This window comes from Pseudomonas sp. BN515 (assembly GCF_029873155.1).
Taxonomy (GTDB): Bacteria; Pseudomonadota; Gammaproteobacteria; order Pseudomonadales; family Pseudomonadaceae; genus Metapseudomonas.
Genome location: NZ_SSOH01000072.1, coordinates 96,473 through 117,956, shown reverse-complemented (window position 1 = coordinate 117,956; position 21,484 = coordinate 96,473). Strand labels below are relative to the sequence as shown.

Below are 21,484 nucleotides of genomic sequence, written 5' to 3'. Positions count from 1 at the left end.
TTGTCGAGGGAAGTTTTTCTGCGTAGCTGGCGCATCCCGTCCGTGGGGGATGCGCCAGCCAGGGGGCTTCAGCGGGAGCCGCTCTTCAAGCGGGCGAGCAGGTGCGCCAGGTGCTCGATATCGGCGTCGGTGGTGCGCCAGGAGGAAACGCTGAGGCGGAATGCCGGGCGGCCCTGCCACAGCGTGGGGCCGAACCAGACCTCGCCAGATGCCTGGGCTGTGGTGCGGATGGCCACCGTTTCCTCGTCGGTGTCGGCTCGCACCAGAACCTGGTTGAGGACCACGCGGTTGACCACCTGATAGCCGGCTGAGCGCAGGCGTCCGGCGAGGTGATCGGCCTGGCGCAGGTGGCGGTCGATCATGTCTGCGAGGCCATTGCGACCGAGCGCGGCCAGTGCGGCCCAGATGGGAATGCCACGGGCGCGACGGGAGAATTCCAGGGTCAGGTTTTTCTGCGCATCCCGCGAGGCCGTGGCATAGGCAGCATCGCTGTTCATCGCTGTGGCCAGGGCGTCGGCATCGCGACAGATGGCCATGGCGCCGTCGTAGGGAGTGTTCAGCCATTTGTGGCCGTCGCAGGTCCAGCTATCGGCCTGCTCGACGCCAGCGGCAAGGTGCGCCTGGGACGAGGCGCGGACCCAGAGGCCGAAGGCACCGTCGACATGGACCCAGGCGCCGGCAGCCCTTGCGCGGGGAATCAGCTCGGCGAAGGGATCGAACTCGCCGGTGTTGACCTCGCCCGCCTGCAGGCAGAGGACGGTCATGTCGTCCAGCGGCGGCAGGCGCGCCGGGTCGATGCGGCCGTATTCGTCGGTGGGTGCGACCAACAGGCGGTTCATGCCGAAGCCGAGGATGCGCAGCGCCTTCTTCACCGTGATGTGGACACTGGCGGAAACCACCACGCGCACTTCGGGCGCACCTATCAGGCCGTCGCCGTCGAAGTCCCAGCCCTTGCGCGCCAGCAGCGTGCGGCGTGCCGCGGACAGGCAGGCGAGGGTGCAGGCGGTGGCGCTAGTGCCGAAGCCCACGGCGCTGCCGATGGGCAGTCCCAGGCTTTCCAATACCCAGCGTGCGGCCACTTTTTCGATGCGATCGGCGGCGGGGGAGTTGTCGAAGGAGGACGCGCATTGGTCCCAGGCCAGTGCCAGGCGCTCGGCAGCTGCGGCGGCTGGCAGGGTGGCGCCGATCACAAAGCCGAAGTAGCGCCCGCCGTTGGAAGCAGTGGTGGCAGGGGAACCCAGCTCATCGAGTTGATGCAGCACTTCCTCGGCCGGGCGGCCCTGGTTCGGCAATGGCCCGTCGAAGGCAGACAGCGCCTGGATGGCCTCTGGGGCGGGGAAAACCCGGCGCTGTGGTATCCCGTCGACGTAGGCGAGGGCACGGCGGTCGGCGTCTTCGAGGAGCTGGCGTTCATTATCCATGGCGGTCTCGCGGGAGGGAGAGAGTGCTCCTTACCTTAGCGGGACCGCGCGAACGCCAGCAGATACACCTGACGGCATACAGTTGCGCTGGGCTCGGGCCTCAATGGCCGAGCATGTCGTGCATTGCGATGATCTGCTCAGCAACCTGGATCAGCTTCTGCTGGCGGCTCATGGCCTGGCGGCGCATCAGCGTATAGGCCTCTTCTTCGCCGCAATGCTTCATCTTCATCAACAGGCCTTTGGCCAGTTCGACGCGCTTGCGTTCGGCCAGTTGCTGGTCGCGGGCGTTGAGCTGGGCGCGCAGCGCCTGGTCGGCCTCGAAGCGCGCCATGGCGACGTCGAGTATCGGTTGCAGGCGGTCGGTCTGGATGCCTTCGACGATGTAGGCGCTGACGCCGGCCTGGATGGCCTGGCGCATGACCTTGGGGTCGTGCTCGTCGGTGAACATGACGATGGGGCGGGGCTGGTCGCGGCTGACCAGCACGACCTGCTCCATCACGTCGCGGCCAGGGGATTCGGTATCGATCAGCACCACGTCCGGGCGGACGGCTTCGACGCGGGCCGGCAGGTCGATGGTCAATCCGGACTCGTCGATGACTTCGAAGCCGGCTTCCACCAGGGCGGTCTTGAGGCGCCCGACTTTCTTTGCGGTGTCGTTGATCAGCAGGATGCGCAACATGGTGGCGGTCTTCCCCAGCGGCTACAGGGCAATGGCGCGGGCGTGGCCGGCCAGGGAATGGATCGGGAAGCTCCGAGCATAGGCGACAGGGTCGCTGCCGTCCCAGAGGCGACCGTCGATCAGGGTGGCGCTGCGCATTAGGTCGGGGACCGGGATATCGAGCGCTTCTGCTGCGTCGCGGTAGATGTCCAGACGTTGCACGCGTCGGGCAATGGCCAGGTAGTCCGGGTCGTCCCGCAGCAGGCCCCAGCGGCGGAACTGGGTCATGAACCAGATGCCGTCGGAGAGGAAGGGCATGTTCACCTGGCCGCCGTCGAAGAAGCGCAGCGGGTGCTGGTCCTCCCAGGCATTGCCGAGGCCATCCTGGTAGTGCCCGAGGAAGCGTGGCTCCACGGCCGATAGCGGCACGTCCACGTAATCGCTGCCGCTGATGAGCCGGGCCGTGCTACGGCGGTTTTCCTCGCTGGCATCGATGAAGCGGCTGGCTTCCAGGACTGCCATGGTCAAAGCGCGGGCGGTGTTGGGGTATTGCTCGGCGAACTCGCGAGTGACGGCCATGACCTTTTCAGGGTGATCGGGCCAGATCATCTGGCTGGTGGCCAGGGTGAAGCCCTGGCCCTGGTCGACCGCCAGTGCACCCCAGGGGCCGCCGGCGCAGAAACCGTCGATACGTGCTGCCTTGAGGTGGGCGACCATCTGCGAGGGTGGGACCACAACTGTGTCCACGTCCCGCAGTGGGTGGATGCCCTGGGCCGCCAGCCAGTAGTTCAACCACATGGCGTGGGTGCCGGTGGGGAAGGTCTGGGCGAAGGTCAGGCGCGCACCGCCATGGTGCACATGATTGGCCAGCGCCTCGGAACTGGTCACGCCAATGCGCTTGAGTGGTTCGGAGAGGTTGATGGCCTGGCCGTTCTGGCAGAGCCCCATGAGGATGGCCATCTCGGCGTCGGGGCCACCGATGCCCAGTTCAATGCCATAGACCTGCCCATAGAGCGCCTGCGCGGCATCCAGTTCGCCAGCGAGCAGTTTGTCGCGCAGGGTGGCCCAGGACGACTGGCGATGGAGGTCTAGGGTCAGTCCATATGGCTGCGCGAAGCCCTGGGTGGCGGCGACTATCAGCGAGGCCGAGTCGGTCAGGGGCATGAAGCCCAGGTTGAGCACGCACTTCTCCGGGGCGTCGCTGCCTGCGACCCAGGCCAGGTTGTCCGGGCGCGTGGTGTTCTGCTTGTCCGTCATGTCGATTGCCACCTATCAGCAAAATGGCGTCGATCCGGTGTGTCCGGAGTCGACGCCATTGTCATCAGCCCGCTCCGCCGTTGGAGCGCGCCTCGTTGTTGCTGTTGAAGCAAGCGATATGCCAGTGACGCAAAAAAGAGCCCCGCAATGGCGGGGCAAGATTCGGAGGCCGGAGCTACCTCAACGTTCGATGATCTGCTTCACCTGGTTTTGTGGAATCTGCTGGGTCCGGCCTTCATGGTCCTCGAATTCGAGCATGCCGGTGTCTCGATCCAGTTCGGGTTTTTCGTCGGTGGCGATGAGTTGGCCGTCTGTCGTGGCGATCAGGTATTCACTTGAGCAGCCTGCCAGGCCAAGGGTGCAAGTGAGGATCAGGAACCAGGTTTTCATGGAGGCCTCCCCCCGTTATGGAGTTCATATCTGCAACATAGCTGCTGAAGGGGTGCCTGCAAGTCGGTTCGATGGGAATGCGGAAAGGCCTGTGATGCGGATTGCAGAAAAGAAAAAGCCCCGCACGAGGCGGGGCTTTCTCATTACCGAGCTACCGATGGGGCCTTAGGCCTGGACCACCGGGATCTTGGCGTTTGCAGCGGCTTCCTTGTACTCGGCGATCTGGTCGAAGGACAGGTAGCGGTAGATATCGGCAGCCATGCTGTCGATGTTCTTCGCGTATTCCATGTACTCCTCGACGGTCGGCAGTTTGCCCAGGATGGAGGCAACGGCCGCCAGTTCGGCGGAGGCCAGGTAGACGTTGGTGGCGTCGCCCAGGCGGTTCGGGAAGTTACGGGTGGAGGTGGAGACCACGGTGGCACCGGTCTGTACGCGGGCCTGGTTGCCCATGCACAGGGAGCAGCCCGGCATTTCCATGCGCGCGCCGGCCTTGCCGTAGATGCCGTAGTAGCCTTCTTCCGTCAGCTGGTGCTGGTCCATCTTGGTCGGCGGGGCCAGCCACAGACGGGTCGGGATACCACCCTTGACCTTGTCGAGCAGCTTACCGGCAGCGCGGAAGTGACCAATGTTGGTCATGCAGGAGCCGATGAACACTTCGTCGATCTTGTCGCCGGCCACGGTGGACAGCAGGCGGGCATCGTCCGGGTCGTTCGGCGCGCAGAGCACAGGCTCTTTCACGTCGGCCAGGTCGATTTCGATGACGGCGGCGTATTCGGCGTCCTTGTCGGCTTCCAGCAGTTGCGGCTTGGCCAGCCAGGCTTCCATCGCCTGGGCGCGACGCTCCAGGGTACGGGCGTCGCCGTAGCCTTCACCGATCATCCAGCGCAGCAGGGTGATGTTGGACTTCAGGTATTCGGCGATGGCGTTTTCCGGCAGCTTGATGGTGCAACCAGCAGCGGAACGCTCGGCCGAGGCGTCGGACAGCTCGAAGGCTTGCTCGACGGTCAGGTCGTTCAGACCTTCGATCTCGAGGATGCGGCCGGAGAAGATGTTCTTCTTGCCCTTCTTCTCGACGGTCAGCAGGCCAGCCTGGATGGCGTAGTAGGGGATGGCATGCACCAGGTCACGCAGGGTGATACCGGGCTGCATCTTGCCCTTGAAGCGCACCAGAACGGATTCCGGCATGTCCAGCGGCATGACGCCAGTGGCGGCGGCGAAGGCTACCAGGCCGGAACCGGCCGGGAAGGAGATGCCGATCGGGAAGCGGGTGTGGGAGTCGCCACCGGTGCCGACGGTGTCAGGCAGCAGCATGCGGTTCAGCCAGCTGTGGATGATGCCGTCGCCCGGACGCAGGGACACGCCGCCGCGGGTCTTGATGAAGTCCGGCAGGGTGTGGTGGGTGTTGACGTCGATGGGCTTCGGATAGGCAGCGGTGTGGCAGAAGGACTGCATCACCAGGTCGGCGGAGAAGCCGAGGCAGGCGAGGTCTTTCAGCTCATCGCGGGTCATCGGGCCAGTGGTGTCCTGGGAACCGACGGTGGTCATCTTCGGCTCGCAGTAGGTGCCCGGACGGACGCCTTGGCCTTCGGCCAGACCGCAGGCGCGGCCAACCATCTTCTGGGCCAGGGTGAAGCCCTTGCCGCTGTCGGCCGGCGATTCCGGCTTCTTGAACAGGTCGGAAGCACCCAGACCCAGCTCGGCACGGGCCTTCTCGGTCAGACCGCGGCCGATGATCAGCGGGATACGGCCGCCGGCGCGGACTTCGTCCAGCAGGACCGGGGTCTTCAGTTCGAAGGTGGTGACGACTTCGCCGCTGTCGTGGCGAACGACCTTGCCTTCATAGGGGTATACGTCGATGACGTCGCCCATGGCCAGGTTGGTGCAGTCGAATTCGATCGGCAGGGCGCCGGCGTCTTCCATGGTGTTGTAGAAGATCGGGGCGATCTTGGTGCCGAAGCAGAAGCCGCCAGCGCGCTTGTTCGGAACAAACGGGATGTCGTCGCCGAAGAACCACAGCACCGAGTTGGTGGCGGACTTGCGGGAGGAACCGGTACCCACCACGTCACCTACGTAGGCAACCGGGAAGCCTTTGGCCTTCACAGCTTCGATCTGCTTGAGCGGGCCGATCGAGCCAGGCTGCTCGGGTTCGATACCGTCGCGAGCCATCTTCAGCATGGCCAGGGCGTGCAGCGGGATGTCAGGGCGCGACCAGGCGTCAGGAGCCGGGGACAGGTCGTCGGTGTTGGTTTCACCGGGCACCTTGAACACGGTCAGGGTGTACTTGTCGGCGATGGCCGGACGGGCGGTGAACCACTCGCCTTCGGCCCAGGACTGCAGTACAGCCTTGGCGGAAGCGTTGCCCTTCTTGGCGCGCTCGGCGACGTCGTGGAAGGCGTCGAACATCAGCAGGGTGTGCTTCAGTTGTTCGGCGGCGACGGTGGCCAGTTCGGCATCGTCCAGCAGCTCGACCAGGGTGGCGATGTTGTAGCCGCCCTGCATGGTGCCCAGCAGTTCGGTGGCGCGAGCCTTGTCGATCAGCGGGGAAGTGGCTTCGCCCTTGGCGACAGCGGAGAGGAAACCTGCTTTGACGTAGGCAGCTTCATCCACACCCGGCGGAACACGATTGGTGATCAGGTCGAGGAGGAAAGCCTCTTCGCCGGCCGGGGGATTTTTCAGCAGCTCGACCAGGCCTGCAGTTTGTTCGGCGTTCAGCGGCTGGGGTACGACCCCTTGGGCGGCACGCTCTTCTACGTGTTTGCGATAGGCTTCAAGCACAGTTTTACCCTCATCAGTGGCCCTGGAATCGTCCAGGGCGCTCATCCAGGAATCCGCCGAACGCATGCGCCGCACAGCTTTTTGGGCTGTCTGGCCATGGTTTCGGCGGCCTCCATCGAGAAGCTGTTTTCAAAGTTTTACGCCGGAAGGAAGGCCTGATGAGGGCTGGCGGCGGACATCCCGGGCGGGATGCCCAGCGCCATTATTTCCTGCCGGATCGACTGTGCTCGTGACGCTTTGAAAACAGCTTCCAACGGATATCGGCGCCTAAAATGGCGGGCCGATTCTAAAGGAAAGGCTCGACAAAGTTAAGACGGAATCCCTATTTCCCTGAGCGTGACCCTGATTAGACAAAGGGCTAAGATGGCCGGCCTGTTTTACCTGCCGAATTCGCCTCCTCATGTCCAACCAGCGCATCAAGACGCCTTGCGTCGGCCTCTGCTCAACCGTCTATGGCGATCACGTGTGCCGCGGCTGCAAGCGCTTTCACCATGAAGTGGTGAACTGGAACCTCTACAACGAGGAGGAGAAGCGTGCGGTGTGGCGGCGCCTGGAAATCCTGCTGGTGCAGGTGATGGCGGCCAAGCTGGAAGTGTTCGACCCGCAGCGCCTGCGCCAGCAACTCGAACAGCGGCAGGTGCGTTTCGTGCCCGAACAATCCCACTACTGCTGGGCTTACCAACTGATCGCGCGGGGCTCGCGCATGATCCATCGCCTGGATGCCTACGGTATTGCGCTGCTTCCCGAGTTCCGTGGCTGGGCGCTGCCGGATCTGCGGGAAGCCATTGATCGGGAATTCTTCCTGTTATCCGAAGCCCACTACGAGCGCTACATCGCGCCGCGCTTCCTCCGCGAGGGCGTCGAGAGTCGGGTTTGATCGCAAAAAAGCCGCCATCAGGCGGCTTTTTTCATTGCGGTGCGATCAGCGCTGGGCGACCAGTTCCTCGAGGTGGGCAATGATCGCCTCGGGCTTGAGCACCAGTACATCGCTTTCCAGGGTGTCCAGCACCACTTCAGCGGTATTGCCAATCAGCGCGCCGGACAGGCCGGACCGCGCAACGGTGCCGATCACTGTGACAGCTGCCTCCAGTTTGTGAGCGACAAAGGGGATCAGCACGTCGGCCGGACCTTCTTCGATATGCAGCCGTTCGTCGCTTACGTCGTACTCGGCCTGGAAGGCGCGGCATTCATCGCGATAACGGGCCTCGATGGTTTCCTTGAGCTGGAAGGTCGGGTCCGCCGCCGAAAGCATGGGAGACGGGTGGGCGCTGATCACGTGCAGGGTGCCGTGGGCGAGGCTGGCGATGTCGTAGCCATGGCTGACGATGGTGGCGTGCAGGGTGCGGTGCTCGCCGTCGCTGTTGCCCACGTCCACTGCGGCCAGGATGTTGCCGCCACTCCAGGGTTTGTCGGTCTTGACCATCAGTACCGGGCCCGGGCAGTAACGCAGGAGCTTCCAGTCATCGGGGGTGAGGATGGCCTTTTTGAGTGGGTTGTCCGGCACGTGCTGCTTGATCACCAGGCCACATCCCTCGGCTTGTTGGGCGGCGATGATGGTCTGGTGCGGATTTTCCAGCCAGCCCTGCTGCGTAGTGACGCTGTAGCCTTCGGCCTTGAGCGTATCGGCCAGATCGCTGAGGTAGTCGGCATGGTTGCCCTTGCGGTCGCAGATCAGGAGGTGCAGATGCGACTGGGTCACCCCGGCAATCAGTTTTGCCCTTTTCAGGGCAAGGCCTTCCGGCCGGTCCGGCTCCAATACCACCAGAATGCTGCGAATGGCTTGCATGGTCCTCGTCTCCCTGTCGATGGCATATAGCCAAAACAAATGTAGTCCCGATTCAGCTTTAGTGTTCTTGACATATATCAAGTGGCTCGGGCTGGTCGTCGCGTCCTGCATTCGTATAATGCTCCGCCTTCGGGAGCCCGGCCAGCGTGGCGCCCAGCATGACGAGAGCCGCTTGTGACCCTGCCTGAAATCCATGACTTTCTTGGTTGCCGTACCCCCGATGCCTGGGTGACGGCCGCGCTGGCCGATCAGGAAACCCTGCTGATCGACCACAAGAACAACGAATACAAGGCGGCGTCCACGGCAATGGCTCTGATGGCCAAGTACGCCACCCATCTGGACCTGATCAACTTCATGTCGCGCCTGGCTCGCGAGGAGCTCGTGCACCACGAGCAGGTGCTGCGCATCATGAAACGTCGCAAGATCGACCTGAAGCCCGTCTCGGCCTCCCGGTACGCGTCCGGCCTGCGCAAGCTGGTGCGCAACCACGAGCCGCAGAAGCTCGTGGACACGCTGGTGGTGGGGGCCTTCATCGAAGCGCGCTCCTGCGAGCGTTTCGAGGCCCTGGTGCCGCATCTGGACGAGGAACTGGGCAAGTTCTATGGCGGCCTGCTGAAGAGCGAATCGCGCCATTACCAGGGCTACCTGAAGCTCGCGTATCAGTTCGGAGATGCGCGGGACGTGGATCACACCGTCGAGAAGGTGAGGGCGGCCGAGCGGGAGCTGATCGAGTCTCCGGACGAGGAATTCCGCTTCCACAGCGGCGTGCCGGCCTGAGCGTCCCTAAGATGAAGGAAGCGCCCTGATGGGCGCTTTTTCTTTGTGTGCGACGGCCTAGGCGAGGGCGAAGGGCGCTTGGCGGAAACCCAGTTCGTCCACCTGCAGTGCCCATCCCTGGCTGTCCCAGTCGCCAAGGACGATGCGCCGGGCGGGCTGGCCGTCCAGGTCCAGTTCGTGCGTCGCGGGGCGGTGGGTGTGGCCGTGGATTAGCGTCCGGACACCATGCTGGCGAAGGATGCGCGGGATCTCTTCCGGGGTGACGTCAGTAATTTCCGCCGCCTTCCGCGGGGTTTGCATCCGGCTTTCCTTGCGTAGCTTGCGTGCCAGTTTGTGCCGGGTGGTCAGTGGCAGGTTGCGCAGGATGAAGAGGCTCGCCGGGTTGCGCAGCCACTTGCGCAGGCGCATGTAGGCCTCGTCCTGGGTGCACAGACTGTCGCCGTGCATCAGCAGTACGGGTTCGCCGTTCATCTGGACAAGACTTGGGTCTTTCAGCAGGGTACAGCCGGCTTCGCGGCAGAAGGCGCTGCCGATCATGAAGTCACGGTTGCCGTGCATGAGGAAAATGCGCGTACCGCCATCGGCCAGCTTGCGCAGGGCCTGGGCGATGGAGTGCTGGTAGGGCGTCATGGCGTCATCGCCGATCCAGGCTTCGAAGAAGTCGCCGAGGATGTAGAGGGCTTCGGCTTGTGGTGCGCGGGTCTGCAGGAAATGAAGAAACGCCCGGGTAATGTCCGGGCGTTCCTCTTCAAGATGCAGATCAGAGATCAGCAGTATCACTCGGCGATCTCGGCCTTCTCGATGATCACGTCATCGACCGGTACGTCCTGGTGGCCGGCCTTCATGGTGGTGGCCACGCCTTTGATCTTGTTCACAACGTCCATGCCTTCTACCACTTCACCGAATACGGCGTAGCCCCAGCCCTGTACGGTCGGCGCGCTGTGGTTGAGGAAGGTGTTGTCGGCCACGTTGATGAAGAACTGTGCGGAGGCCGAGTGCGGCTCCATGGTGCGAGCCATGGCGATGGTGCCGACCTTGTTGGACAGACCATTGTTGGCCTCGTTCTTGATCGGGGCGCGGGTGGACTTCTGCTTCATGCCCGGCTCGAAACCGCCGCCCTGGATCATGAAGTTGCCGATCACGCGGTGGAAGACGGTGCCGTCGTAATGGCCGGACTTCACGTACTCCTTGAAGTTGGCCACGGTTTCCGGGGCTTTGTCTTCGAAGAGTTGCAGGGTGATGACGCCGTGGTTGGTGTGCAGCTTGATCATTGGGCTATTCGCTCTATCGAGAAATCCAAGGCCTGTCAGGGGATTGACAGCTTCGGCTATGATAAGCGCTTTGATTTGGCCGGCCTACCCTGAGCCGCGCACCAGCTAGATGTAAGGACCCCATGAGCAAGCCAGAGACTCCCGCCGCTTCCAACTTCCTGCGCCAGATCGTTCAGGCGGATCTGGACGCCGGCAAGCACACCAAGATCGTCACCCGCTTCCCGCCGGAGCCCAATGGCTACCTGCACATTGGTCATGCCAAGTCGATCTGCCTGAACTTCGGCTTGGCCAAGGAATTCGGCGGTGATTGCCATCTGCGCTTCGACGACACCAACCCGGCGAAGGAAGACCAGGAATACATCGACGCCATCGAGAGCGACGTGAAGTGGCTGGGCTTCCAGTGGGCCGGTGAGGAGCGCTACGCGTCGAACTATTTCGACCAGCTGCATGACTGGGCGATCGAGTTGATCAAGGCCGGCAAGGCCTTCGTCTGCGACCTGTCTCCGGAAGAGGCGCGTGAGTACCGCGGCAGCCTGACCGAACCGGGCAAGAACAGTCCGTTCCGCGACCGCTCCGTGGACGAAAACCTGGACCTCTTCGCTCGCATGAAGGCCGGTGAGTTCCCGGACGGCGCCCGTTCCCTGCGCGCGAAGATCGACATGACTTCGCCGAACATGAACCTGCGCGATCCGATCCTCTATCGCATCCGCCATGCCCATCACCACCAGACCGGTGACAAGTGGTGCATCTACCCGAGCTATGATTTCACCCATGGTCAGTCGGACGCCATTGAGGGCATCACTCACTCCATTTGCACCCTGGAGTTCGAGGATCACCGCCCCCTCTACGAATGGTTCCTGGAAAACCTCTCGGTTCCGGCCCAGCCGCGCCAGTACGAGTTCTCGCGCCTGAACCTGAACTACACCATCACCAGCAAGCGCAAGCTGAAGCAGTTGGTGGATGAAGGCCATGTTCACGGTTGGGACGATCCGCGCATGTCGACCCTGTCGGGTTATCGCCGCCGTGGCTACACCCCCGAGTCGATTCGCAATTTCTGCGAAATGATCGGCGTGAACCGTGCCAGTGGCGTGGTGGATATCGGCATGCTGGAGTTCAGCATTCGTGACCACCTTGACGCTACCGCGCCCCGCGCCATGTGCGTGCTGCATCCGATCAAGGTGGTGATCACCAACTATCCGGAAGGTCAGGTGGAAAACCTGGAGCTGCCGCGTCACCCGAAAGAAGACATGGGTGTTCGTGTGCTGCCGTTCTCCCGCGAGCTGTACATCGATGCCGCCGACTTCGAAGAAGTCCCGCCGGCCGGATTCAAGCGCTTGATCCCTGGTGGGGAAGTGCGTCTGCGCGGCAGCTACGTGATCCGTGCCGACGAGGCCATCAAGGACGCTGACGGCAAAGTTGTCGAATTGCGCTGCAGCTACGACCCGGACACCCTGGGCAAGAACCCCGAAGGCCGCAAGGTCAAGGGCGTGATTCACTGGGTGCCGGCCGAAGGCAGCGTGGAGTGCGAAGTTCGCCTGTACGATCGCCTGTTCCGTTCGGCGAACCCGGAGAAATCGGAAGAGGGCGGCAGTTTCCTCGACAACATCAACCCGGACTCCCTGCAGGTACTGACCGGTTGCCGCGCCGAGCCGTCGCTGGCCCACGCCCAGCCGGAAGATCGCTTCCAGTTCGAGCGCGAGGGCTACTTCGTTGCCGACCTGAAAGAGACCCAACCCGGTAAGCCGGTGTTCAACCGTACCGTGACCCTGCGCGATTCCTGGGGCCAATGATGACGCTGTCGATCTACAACACCCTCAGCAAGACCAAGGAACCGCTGCAGCCGCTGGTCGGCAACCAGGTTCGCATGTATGTCTGCGGCATGACGGTCTACGACTTCTGCCACATCGGCCATGCCCGCGTGATGGTGGCCTTCGACGTAGTGGCGCGCTGGCTGCGTCATCGCGGCTACGACCTCACCTACGTGCGTAATATCACTGACATCGACGACAAGATCATCCGTCGCGCCAATGAGAACGGCGAGCCGTTCGAGGCGCTGGTGGATCGTATGATTGCGGCGATGCATGAGGATGAGGCGCGCCTCTCGGTGCTGCGTCCGGATATCGAGCCGCGTGCCACTGGCCACATCGCCGGTATGCACCAGATGATCCAGACCCTCATCGACAAAGGGTTCGCATACGCGCCGGGGAATGGCGACGTGTATTACCGCGTCGGCAAGTTCCAAGGCTACGGCAAGCTGTCCCGCCGAAAGATCGACGAGCTGAAGATCGGTGCGCGCATCGAAGTGGACGAGATCAAGGAAGACCCGCTGGACTTCGTGCTCTGGAAAGGCGCCAAGCCGGGTGAGCCGAGCTGGGAGTCGCCGTGGGGGGCAGGTCGTCCGGGCTGGCATATCGAGTGCTCGGTGATGTCCACCTGCTGCCTGGGCGAGACTTTCGACATCCATGGCGGTGGTCCGGACCTGGTGTTCCCCCACCACGAGAACGAGATTGCCCAGAGCGAGGCGGCCACCGGCAAGCTCTACGCCAGGTCCTGGATGCACGCCGGTGCTGTGCGTGTGGATGGCGAGAAGATGTCCAAGTCCCTTGGCAACTTCTTCACCATTCGCGAAGTGCTGGAGAAGTACCACCCCGAAGTGGTGCGCTACCTGCTGGTGTCCAGCCACTACCGCAGCCCGATCAACTACTCGGAAGAGAGCCTGAAGGAAGCCAAAGGCGCCTTGGAGCGCTTCTATCACGCGCTGCGCGGACTCCCTGATGCCGCTCCTGCTGGTGGTGAGGCCTTCGTCGATCGCTTCGCGGCTGCAATGGACGATGACTTCAACAGTCCGGAAGCCTGCGCGGTGCTTTTCGAAATGGTGCGCGAAGTGAACCGCCTTCGTGACGGCGATCTTTCCGCTGCCGCTGCCCTGGCGGCGCAGCTCAAGGTGCTGGCTGGTCTGCTCGGCGTGCTGCAACTGGAGCCGGATGCCTTCCTGCGTGCTGGTGCCGAGGGCAAGGTGGACGCTGCTGAGGTAGAGGCGCTGATCCAGGCGCGCCTGCAGGCGCGTGCGGAGAAGAACTGGGGAGAGTCCGACCGTATCCGTGATCAGCTCACCGCAATGGGCGTGGTGCTGGAGGACGGGAAGGGCGGCACTACCTGGCGTCTTGCCGACTGAGTTTGCTCAGTCGGATTCACACTCATAAAAAAGGCCGCTGAATGCGGCCTTCTTTATTTCCTTTCGCCTCAGGCGTGGAGCGTTTCGGCTGCGTAGAGGGTGTTCTCCAGCAGGCAGGCGCGGGTCATGGGGCCGACGCCACCCGGAACCGGGGTGATCCAGCTGGCGCGCTGCTCCGCGACGTCGTACTCCACGTCGCCCACCAGCTTGCCGTCTTCCTGGCGGTTGATGCCGACGTCAATGACGATGGCGCCGGGCTTGATCCACTCCCCCTTGACCAGGCCAGGCTTGCCGACGGCCACTACAACCAGGTCGGCGTTGGCAACGTGGCCAGCCAGATCTTTGGTGAAGCGGTGGGTGACGGTCACGGTGCAGCCGGCCAGCAACAGTTCCAGTGCCATGGGGCGGCCCACGATATTGGAAGCGCCTACTACCACGGCGTTCATGCCGTAGAGGTCCGCGCCGGTGCTTTCCAGCAGGGTCATGATGCCCTTGGGAGTGCAGGGGCGGAGCAAGGGGATGCGCTGGGCCAGGCGACCGACGTTGTAGGGGTGGAAGCCATCCACGTCCTTGTCGGGGTGGATGCGTTCCAGTAGTTGCGACGCATCAAGGTGCTCCGGCAGCGGCAGCTGGACCAGGATGCCGTCGATGGCAGGGTCTTCATTGAGGCCATCGATCAGCGCCAGCAGTTCGGCCTGGCTGGTGCTGGCAGGCAGGTCATGGGCCTGGGAAAGAAAGCCGACTTCCTCGCAGTCCTTGCGCTTGTGGGCGACATAGACCTGGGAGGCGGGATCGCTGCCGACCAGGATCACGGCGAGGCCGGGAACGCGAAGTCCTTGCTGGCGACGCTCGGCGACACGTTGGGCTATCTGCTGGCGGAGGCGGGCGGCGATCGTTTTGCCGTCGATCAGTTGTGCGGTCATGACGCTAGATTAACCATCGGGAAGGGCTAAAAAGGGCGCGTATTCTCGCATGGAGGGGCGGGCGGGCAAAGGCGGCTGGTCAGCATTTTCCCGTAAGCCCTTTATCTTTCTGATTTTTTTCAATTTTCCTGTTGACGAGGGGTGGGGCTGGCTATAACATGCGCCCCGCTTGTCGAGCACGGCCTGTCGCTGGGTAAGATGGCAAGGGTGGATCCAGGTGATTCAGTCCAGGCCAAAGCTTTATAGTCTGCTCGCAGATATAAGCGCCCGTAGCTCAGCTGGATAGAGCATCCGCCTTCTAAGCGGATGGTCGCAGGTTCGAGTCCTGCCGGGCGTGCCACTAGGCACATTTGGCACAAGCAATGCGTAATATGGTGGGCGTAGCTCAGTTGGTAGAGCACAGGATTGTGGCTCCTGGTGTCGTGGGTTCGATTCCCATCGTCCACCCCATATTCGAGAAGTCGCCAGGCCACGAGCCTGGCGATTTTGTTTCAAGCGTTGCCTCTCGCGGACGTGGTGGAATTGGTAGACACACTGGATTTAGGTTCCAGCGCCGCAAGGCGTGAGAGTTCGAGTCTCTCCGTCCGCACCATGAAGTTCGAGTCGTGCTGAATAGTGGATGTTCCGCGGGTTTCTGGCGATTCTGGTTGTAGGCGGTGGCTCCAGTGCCTCCGCTGCCGATGAAAATCGGCGAATGCGTAATATGGTGGGCGTAGCTCAGTTGGTAGAGCACAGGATTGTGGCTCCTGGTGTCGTGGGTTCGATTCCCATCGTCCACCCCATATTCATGAAAGCGCCAGGCTCTTAGCCTGGCGTTTTCATTTCTGGCCTGTTGTCGGGTGTGGCGGTGTCCTGCCGCGGTGGGGATTCGGGTCGTTGTCTACTCCCCGAAACATCCTGATTTCTCTTTATTCTATTCCGTCGATTTGCCGGCTGTTTCTGGCGGGTGACTTCTGTAAATCGACCCACTAGAATGCATGCCCTTGATTCTGGGGCCGGAACGCCCGGCTTATGTCTGTGCAACGAGGATTATCCATGCAAGTTTCTGTAGAAAGCACCTCCGCTCTTGAGCGCCGCATGACCATCGGCGTGCCGGCCGAGCGCGTCGAGAACGAAGTGACCAAGCGCCTGCAGCAGACTGCCCGCCGCGCCAAGGTTGCCGGCTTCCGCCCGGGCAAGGTGCCGATGAGCGTTATCCGTCAGCGTTTCGAGGACTCCGCTCGTCAGGAAGTCCTGGGCGACCTGATCCAGTCTTCCTTCTATGAAGCTGTTGTCGAGCAGAAGCTGAACCCGGCTGGCGCCCCGGCCGTTGAGCCGAAAGTGTTCGAGAAGGGCAAGGACCTGGAATACATCGCCACCTTCGAAGTATTCCCTGAGTTCCAGGTTGCCGGTTTCGACGGCATCGCCATCGAGCGCCTGCAAGCCGAAGTTGGCGACGCCGACGTCGACAACATGCTGGACATCCTGCGCAAGCAGAACACCCGCTTCGAAGTCGTTGAGCGCGCCGCCGAGAATGGCGACCAGCTGAACATCGATTTCGTCGGCAAGATCGACGGCGAAGCCTTCGCCGGCGGTTCCGCCAAGGGCACCCTGCTGGTCTTGGGCTCTGGCCGCATGATCCCGGGCTTCGAAGAGGCCCTGGTTGGCGTCAAGGCTGGTGAAGAGCGCGTCATCAACCCGACCTTCCCGACTGACTACCAGAACCTGGACCTGGCCGGTAAGACCGCTGAGTTCACCGTGACCGTGAACGGCGTTTCCGCTCCGCAACTGCCGGAACTGAACGACGAGTTCTTCACTCTGTTCGGTATCAAGGAAGGCGGTCTGGAAGGCTTCCGTGCCGAAGTCCGCAAGAACATGGAGCGCGAGCTGCGCCAGGCTACCAAGTCCAAGGTGAAGAACCAGGTAATGGACGGCCTGCTGGCTGCCAACCCGGTTGAAGTGCCGAAGGCCCTGATCGCCAACGAAGTGAACCGTCTGCGCGTCCAGGCTGTTCAGCAGTTCGGCGGCAACATCAATCCGGAGCAGCTGCCGGCTGAGCTGTTCGAAGAGCAGGCCAAGCGTCGCGTTGTCCTGGGTCTGATCGTTGCTGAAGTGGTCAAGCAGTTCGAGCTGAAGCCCGACGAAGCCCGCGTGCGTGAGCTGATCGAAGAGATGGCTTCCGCTTACCAGGAGCCGGAGCAGGTAGTGGCCTGGTACTACAAGAACGACCAGCAACTGAACGAGGTTCGTTCTGTTGTGCTGGAAGAACAAGTTGTAGATACTGTCCTGCAGAAGGCCAACGTAACCGACAAGTCGGTTTCCTACGAAGAGGCAGTCAAGCCGGCAGAAGCTCCGAAAGCCGACTGATTGTTCCGCCTCCTTCGAGTACACCATAAGCCAGCCTCCGAGCTGGCTTATGTGTCTTTGAGACATGACTATCCAATTAGGGAGTGATCGCAGGACATGTCCCGCAATTCTTTCGTGCAGCAAATGCCTGACATCCAAGCCGCCGGTGGCCTGGTGCCGATGGTGATCGAGCAGTCCGCCCGTGGCGAGCGTGCTTATGACATCTATTCGCGCCTGTTGAAGGAGCGCGTGATCTTCCTGGTAGGCCCGGTCGAAGACTACATGGCCAACCTGGTAGTGGCGCAGCTGCTGTTCCTCGAGGCCGAGAACCCCGACAAGGACATCCAGCTCTACATCAACTCCCCGGGCGGCTCGGTAACCGCTGGCATGTCGATCTACGACACCATGCAGTTCATCAAGCCCGACGTTTCCACCCTCTGCATCGGTCAAGCATGCAGCATGGGCGCGCTGCTGCTGGCTGGCGGCGCTGCAGGCAAGCGTTACTGCCTGCCGCATTCGCGCATGATGATTCACCAGCCGTTGGGCGGCTTCCAGGGGCAAGCGTCGGATATCGAGATTCACGCCCGTGAAATCCTCACCATCCGTGAGCGCCTGAACAAGATCCTGGCTGACCACTGCGGCCAGCCGATCGACGTCATCGCCCGCGACACCGATCGTGACAACTTCATGAGTGGCGACGAGGCGGTCAAATACGGCCTTATCGACCAGGTGCTCAACAAGCGCCAGATCGCGGGCTAAGCCCATCCGCAGGACCGCGGCCGGAGAATATCCGGCCGTTTCGCGGGGTTGAAAATGCCCGCATTTGCCTTCATCTTGTGTTTCACGCCTACCCGATTGGATCGATCGAATGACTGACACCCGCAACGGCGAGGACAACGGCAAACTGCTTTATTGCTCCTTCTGCGGCAAAAGCCAGCACGAAGTACGCAAACTGATTGCCGGTCCCTCCGTATTTATCTGCGACGAGTGCGTCGACCTGTGCAATGACATCATCCGCGAGGAGGTGCAGGAAGCCCAGGCCGAGAGCAGTGCGCACAAGCTGCCCGCGCCCAAGGAAATCCGCAACATTCTCGACCAGTACGTAATTGGCCAGGAACGTGCGAAGAAAGTGCTCGCGGTAGCGGTGTACAACCACTACAAGCGCCTGAACCAGCGTGACAAGAAAGATGATGTTGAACTGGGCAAGAGCAACATCCTCCTGATCGGCCCTACCGGTTCGGGCAAGACCCTGCTGGCTGAAACTCTGGCTCGTCTGCTGAATGTTCCCTTCACCATCGCCGACGCCACCACCCTCACCGAGGCTGGTTATGTGGGTGAGGACGTCGAGAACATCATCCAGAAGCTGCTGCAGAAGTGCGACTACGACGTCGAAAAGGCCCAGATGGGTATCGTCTATATCGACGAAATCGACAAGATTTCCCGCAAGTCCGATAACCCGTCCATTACCCGTGACGTATCGGGTGAAGGCGTGCAGCAGGCCTTGCTGAAGCTGATCGAAGGCACTGTTGCCTCGGTACCGCCGCAAGGTGGGCGCAAGCACCCGCAACAGGAGTTCCTGCAGGTCGATACCCGCAACATCCTGTTCATTTGCGGTGGTGCGTTCGCCGGCCTGGAGAAGGTGATTCAGAATCGCTCTACCCGGGGCGGAATCGGCTTCAACGCCGAAGTTCGCAGCAAGGACCTAGGCAAGAAGGTGGGCGAAGCCCTCCGCGAAGTGGAACCGGAAGATCTGGTGAAGTTCGGCCTGATTCCGGAGTTCGTAGGCCGCCTGCCGGTCATCGCCACCCTCGACGAGCTGGACGAGGCTGCCCTGATGCAGATCCTCACCGAGCCGAAGAACGCGCTGACCAAGCAGTACGCCAAACTGTTCGAAATGGAGGGCGTTGACCTCGAGTTCCGTCCGGATGCGCTGAAAGCCGTCGCCCATCGGGCGCTGGAGCGCAAGACCGGTGCTCGTGGCCTGCGTTCCATTCTCGAAGGTATCCTGCTCGACACCATGTATGAGATTCCCTCTCAAACAGATGTAAGCAAGGTAGTCATCGACGAAAGTGTCATCGAAGGATCGTCCAAGCCTCTGTTGATCTACGAGAACAACGAGCAGCCTGCCAAGGCGGCGCCTGACGCTTGATGAAACAAAGGGGCCTACGGGCCCCTTTGTATTTCCTGCCTCAAAGCTTGTTTTTTCCCTGACCTAACCCCATCTTAGGGCCAAGGGTTTTCCCATCTGTTTACGGCCTGAGGGCCGCCGTAGAGCTGATACCATGAATACGACTGCCGAATTACCTCTCCTGCCATTGCGCGATGTCGTGGTTTATCCGCACATGGTCATCCCGCTGTTCGTAGGGCGCGAGAAATCCATCGAGGCGCTCGAAGCGGCAATGACGGGGGACAAGCAGATTCTCCTGGTTGCCCAGAAGAACCCCGCCGATGACGATCCGGGCGAAGATGCTCTGTATCGCATGGGTACCGTCGCCACCGTACTTCAACTGCTCAAGCTGCCTGACGGCACCGTGAAGGTGCTGGTCGAGGGCGAGCAGCGCGGTTCCATCGAGCGATTCATCGAGGTCGACGGCCATTGCCGCGCTGAAGTCAGCCTGGTCGACGAAGTCGATGCGGGTGAGCGCGAATCCGAAGTATTCATCCGTAGCCTGCTCAGCCAGTTCGAACAGTACGTACAGCTGGGTAAGAAGGTGCCCTCCGAAGTTCTTTCTTCGCTGAACAGCATCGACGAGCCGGGCCGCCTGGTAGATACCATGGCTGCTCACATGGCGCTGAAGATCGAGCAGAAGCAGGAAATCCTCGAGCTGACCGACCTGTCCGAGCGCGTCGAGCACGTCCTGGCGCTGCTGGATGCCGAGATTGATCTGCTGCAAGTCGAGAAGCGCATCCGTGGCCGCGTCAAGAAGCAGATGGAGCGCAGCCAGCGCGAGTACTACCTGAATGAGCAGATGAAGGCCATTCAGAAAGAGCTCGGCGATATCGACGAAGGTCACAACGAAGTCGAAGAGCTGAAGAAGCGTATCGATAACGCTGGCCTGACCAAGGAAGCGCTGGCCAAGGCCAACGCGGAACTGAACAAGCTGAAGCAGATGTCGCCGATGTCCGCTGAAGCGACCGTGGTGCGCTCCTACATCGATTGGCTGGTCAATGTGCCGTGGAAGGCCGAGAGCAAGGTCCGCCTGGATCTGGCGAAGGCCGAGGATATCCTCGACGCCGACCATTACGGCCTGGAAGAGGTCAAGGAACGTATACTCGAATACCTCGCCGTGCAGAAGCGCGTGAAGAAGGTCAAGGGCCCGGTGCTCTGCCTGGTAGGACCGCCCGGTGTCGGCAAGACCTCGCTGGCCGAGTCCATCGCCCGTGCCACCAACCGCAAGTTCGTGCGCATGGCCCTGGGTGGCGTGCGTGACGAGGCCGAGATCCGTGGTCACCGCCGCACCTACATCGGCTCCATGCCGGGTCGTCTGATTCAGAAGATGACCAAGGTTGGCGTGCGCAACCCGCTGTTCCTTCTTGATGAAATCGACAAGATGGGCAGTGACATGCGCGGTGATCCGGCATCTGCACTGCTGGAAGTTCTCGACCCCGAGCAGAACCACAATTTCAACGACCACTACCTGGAAGTCGACTACGACCTCTCGGATGTGATGTTCCTGTGCACCGCCAACTCCATGAACATTCCGGCTCCGTTGCTGGACCGTATGGAAGTTATCCGGCTGCCGGGTTACACCGAGGACGAAAAGGTCAACATCGCGGTGAAATACCTCGCGCCCAAGCAGACCAAGGCCAACGGCCTGAAGAAGGGCGAGCTGGAATTCGACGAAGCGGCCATTCGCGACATCATTCGTTACTACACCCGCGAAGCCGGCGTGCGTAGCCTCGAGCGCCAGCTCGCCAAGGTTTGCCGCAAGGCTGTGAAGGAGCACGCTCGTGAGAAGCGCTTTGCGGTTCAGGTCACTGCCGAATCGCTCGAGCACTATCTGGGGGTTCGCAAATACCGTTATGGACTGGCCGAGCAGCAGGATCAGATCGGTCAGGTGACTGGCCTCGCCTGGACCCAGGTTGGCGGCGAACTGCTGACTATCGAAGCGGCGGTCGTTCCCGGCAAGGGCCAACTGACCAAGACCGGTTCGCTGGGTGACGTGATGGCCGAATCCATCACTGCAGCTCTGACCGTGGTGCGTAGCCGCGCGAAAAGCCTGGGTATTCCGGCTGATTTCCACGAAAAGCGCGACATTCACATCCATATGCCGGAAGGCGCTACTCCGAAGGATGGCCCGAGTGCCGGTATCGGCATGTGCACCGCCCTGGTTTCGGCTATGACGCAGATTCCGGTTCGTGCCGATGTGGCCATGACGGGGGAAATCACTCTGCGCGGACAGGTGCTTGCGATTGGTGGCTTGAAAGAGAAATTACTGGCCGCACATCGTGGTGGAATCAAGACCGTGATCATTCCCGAAGAGAATGTGCGGGATTTGAAAGAAATTCCCGAAAATATCAAGCAAGACTTGGCGATTAAACCAGTTAAATGGATTGACGAGGTCCTGCAAATTGCGCTGCAATACGCCCCGGAGCCCTTGCCCGATGCGGCTCCGGAGATGGTTGCAAAGGATGACAAGCGCGAGACTGATTCCAAGGAGCGAATCAGCACGCATTAGCCGGGGGGCTTTCTTGACACATTTTTAGAGCCCTTGTTATAAGAGCG

At 61.6% G+C, this 21,484-nt stretch carries 17 protein-coding genes and 4 tRNA genes; 12 read left to right on the top strand and 9 right to left on the bottom strand.

Annotation, left to right across the window (positions count from 1 at the left end):
- Positions 1-68: 68 nt before the first annotated feature.
- The 5 genes from E8E91_RS18565 to acnB all read right to left on the bottom strand — a co-directional run bounded on the left by E8E91_RS18565 (position 69) and on the right by acnB (position 6,501).
- Positions 69-1,421, bottom strand: a complete 1,353-nt coding sequence (locus tag E8E91_RS18565) for a pyridoxal-dependent decarboxylase (RefSeq protein ID WP_280377654.1) — start codon at positions 1,419-1,421, stop codon at positions 69-71.
- 100 nt (positions 1,422-1,521) lie between these two features.
- Positions 1,522-2,100 (bottom strand): ANTAR domain-containing response regulator, encoded by a 579-nt coding sequence (locus tag E8E91_RS18560; RefSeq protein WP_280363819.1) that lies wholly within the window; start codon positions 2,098-2,100, stop codon positions 1,522-1,524.
- A 21-nt stretch (positions 2,101-2,121) separates the two neighbouring features.
- Entirely contained in the window at positions 2,122-3,336 is a 1,215-nt protein-coding gene (locus E8E91_RS18555) for a CmpA/NrtA family ABC transporter substrate-binding protein (protein ID WP_280377652.1), read from the bottom strand.
- Positions 3,337-3,516: 180 nt separating this feature from the next.
- On the bottom strand, positions 3,517-3,726 hold the full coding sequence (locus E8E91_RS18550; RefSeq protein ID WP_280363823.1) for a YgdI/YgdR family lipoprotein: 210 nt from the start codon (positions 3,724-3,726) through the stop codon (positions 3,517-3,519).
- A gap of 165 nt (positions 3,727-3,891) precedes the next feature.
- Positions 3,892-6,501 (bottom strand): bifunctional aconitate hydratase 2/2-methylisocitrate dehydratase, encoded by a 2,610-nt coding sequence (acnB, locus tag E8E91_RS18545; protein ID WP_280377813.1) that lies wholly within the window; start codon positions 6,499-6,501, stop codon positions 3,892-3,894.
- Positions 6,502-6,901: 400 nt separating this feature from the next.
- On the opposite strand from acnB, the gene E8E91_RS18540 reads away from it, so the two are divergent.
- Positions 6,902-7,378: a DUF1289 domain-containing protein gene (locus E8E91_RS18540; protein WP_151134960.1), complete on the top strand. Its 477-nt coding sequence runs from the start codon at positions 6,902-6,904 to the stop codon at positions 7,376-7,378.
- A 45-nt stretch (positions 7,379-7,423) separates the two neighbouring features.
- On the opposite strand, the gene E8E91_RS18535 is transcribed toward E8E91_RS18540, so the two are convergent.
- Positions 7,424-8,287, bottom strand: coding sequence for a universal stress protein (locus E8E91_RS18535; protein ID WP_280377651.1), 864 nt, complete (start codon positions 8,285-8,287; stop codon positions 7,424-7,426).
- A 174-nt stretch (positions 8,288-8,461) separates the two neighbouring features.
- Here E8E91_RS18535 and miaE point away from each other — a divergent pair, with 174 nt between their 5' ends.
- Complete coding sequence (miaE, locus tag E8E91_RS18530; RefSeq protein WP_280377648.1) at positions 8,462-9,064, top strand: tRNA isopentenyl-2-thiomethyl-A-37 hydroxylase MiaE; 603 nt, start codon at positions 8,462-8,464, stop codon at positions 9,062-9,064.
- Positions 9,065-9,121: 57 nt separating this feature from the next.
- On the opposite strand, the gene lpxH is transcribed toward miaE, so the two are convergent.
- Positions 9,122-9,844 (bottom strand): UDP-2,3-diacylglucosamine diphosphatase, encoded by a 723-nt coding sequence (lpxH, locus tag E8E91_RS18525; RefSeq protein ID WP_280377646.1) that lies wholly within the window; start codon positions 9,842-9,844, stop codon positions 9,122-9,124.
- Positions 9,841-10,335: a peptidylprolyl isomerase gene (locus tag E8E91_RS18520; protein ID WP_120650278.1), complete on the bottom strand. Its 495-nt coding sequence runs from the start codon at positions 10,333-10,335 to the stop codon at positions 9,841-9,843. The genes lpxH and E8E91_RS18520 overlap by 4 nt, the downstream gene beginning before the upstream one ends.
- 122 nt (positions 10,336-10,457) lie before the next feature.
- On the opposite strand from E8E91_RS18520, the gene E8E91_RS18515 reads away from it, so the two are divergent.
- Together E8E91_RS18515 and cysS are read left to right on the top strand one after the other, a co-directional pair.
- Positions 10,458-12,125 (top strand): glutamine--tRNA ligase/YqeY domain fusion protein, encoded by a 1,668-nt coding sequence (locus E8E91_RS18515; protein ID WP_280377644.1) that lies wholly within the window; start codon positions 10,458-10,460, stop codon positions 12,123-12,125.
- Positions 12,125-13,510, top strand: coding sequence for a cysteine--tRNA ligase (gene cysS / locus E8E91_RS18510; protein ID WP_280377641.1), 1,386 nt, complete (start codon positions 12,125-12,127; stop codon positions 13,508-13,510). Before E8E91_RS18515 ends, cysS begins: the two co-directional genes overlap by 1 nt.
- A gap of 68 nt (positions 13,511-13,578) precedes the next feature.
- On the opposite strand, the gene folD is transcribed toward cysS, so the two are convergent.
- On the bottom strand, positions 13,579-14,433 hold the full coding sequence (folD, locus tag E8E91_RS18505) for a bifunctional methylenetetrahydrofolate dehydrogenase/methenyltetrahydrofolate cyclohydrolase FolD (protein ID WP_280377639.1): 855 nt from the start codon (positions 14,431-14,433) through the stop codon (positions 13,579-13,581).
- A gap of 263 nt (positions 14,434-14,696) precedes the next feature.
- On the opposite strand from folD, the gene E8E91_RS18500 reads away from it, so the two are divergent.
- The 8 genes from E8E91_RS18500 to lon all read left to right on the top strand — a co-directional run bounded on the left by E8E91_RS18500 (position 14,697) and on the right by lon (position 21,437).
- A tRNA-Arg gene (locus E8E91_RS18500) sits at positions 14,697-14,773 on the top strand.
- A gap of 34 nt (positions 14,774-14,807) precedes the next feature.
- A tRNA-His gene (locus E8E91_RS18495) sits at positions 14,808-14,883 on the top strand.
- Between the two features lie 57 nt (positions 14,884-14,940).
- Positions 14,941-15,025, top strand: a tRNA-Leu gene (locus E8E91_RS18490).
- A gap of 114 nt (positions 15,026-15,139) precedes the next feature.
- Positions 15,140-15,215 (top strand) — tRNA-His (locus E8E91_RS18485).
- A gap of 253 nt (positions 15,216-15,468) precedes the next feature.
- Positions 15,469-16,779: a trigger factor gene (tig, locus tag E8E91_RS18480; RefSeq protein WP_280377637.1), complete on the top strand. Its 1,311-nt coding sequence runs from the start codon at positions 15,469-15,471 to the stop codon at positions 16,777-16,779.
- Positions 16,780-16,875: 96 nt separating this feature from the next.
- Positions 16,876-17,517: an ATP-dependent Clp endopeptidase proteolytic subunit ClpP gene (gene clpP / locus E8E91_RS18475; RefSeq protein WP_151134940.1), complete on the top strand. Its 642-nt coding sequence runs from the start codon at positions 16,876-16,878 to the stop codon at positions 17,515-17,517.
- Positions 17,518-17,626: 109 nt separating this feature from the next.
- Complete coding sequence (clpX, locus tag E8E91_RS18470) at positions 17,627-18,907, top strand: ATP-dependent Clp protease ATP-binding subunit ClpX (protein WP_280377634.1); 1,281 nt, start codon at positions 17,627-17,629, stop codon at positions 18,905-18,907.
- Positions 18,908-19,040: 133 nt separating this feature from the next.
- Complete coding sequence (gene lon, locus E8E91_RS18465) at positions 19,041-21,437, top strand: endopeptidase La (protein WP_226282259.1); 2,397 nt, start codon at positions 19,041-19,043, stop codon at positions 21,435-21,437.
- Positions 21,438-21,484 lie beyond the last annotated feature (47 nt).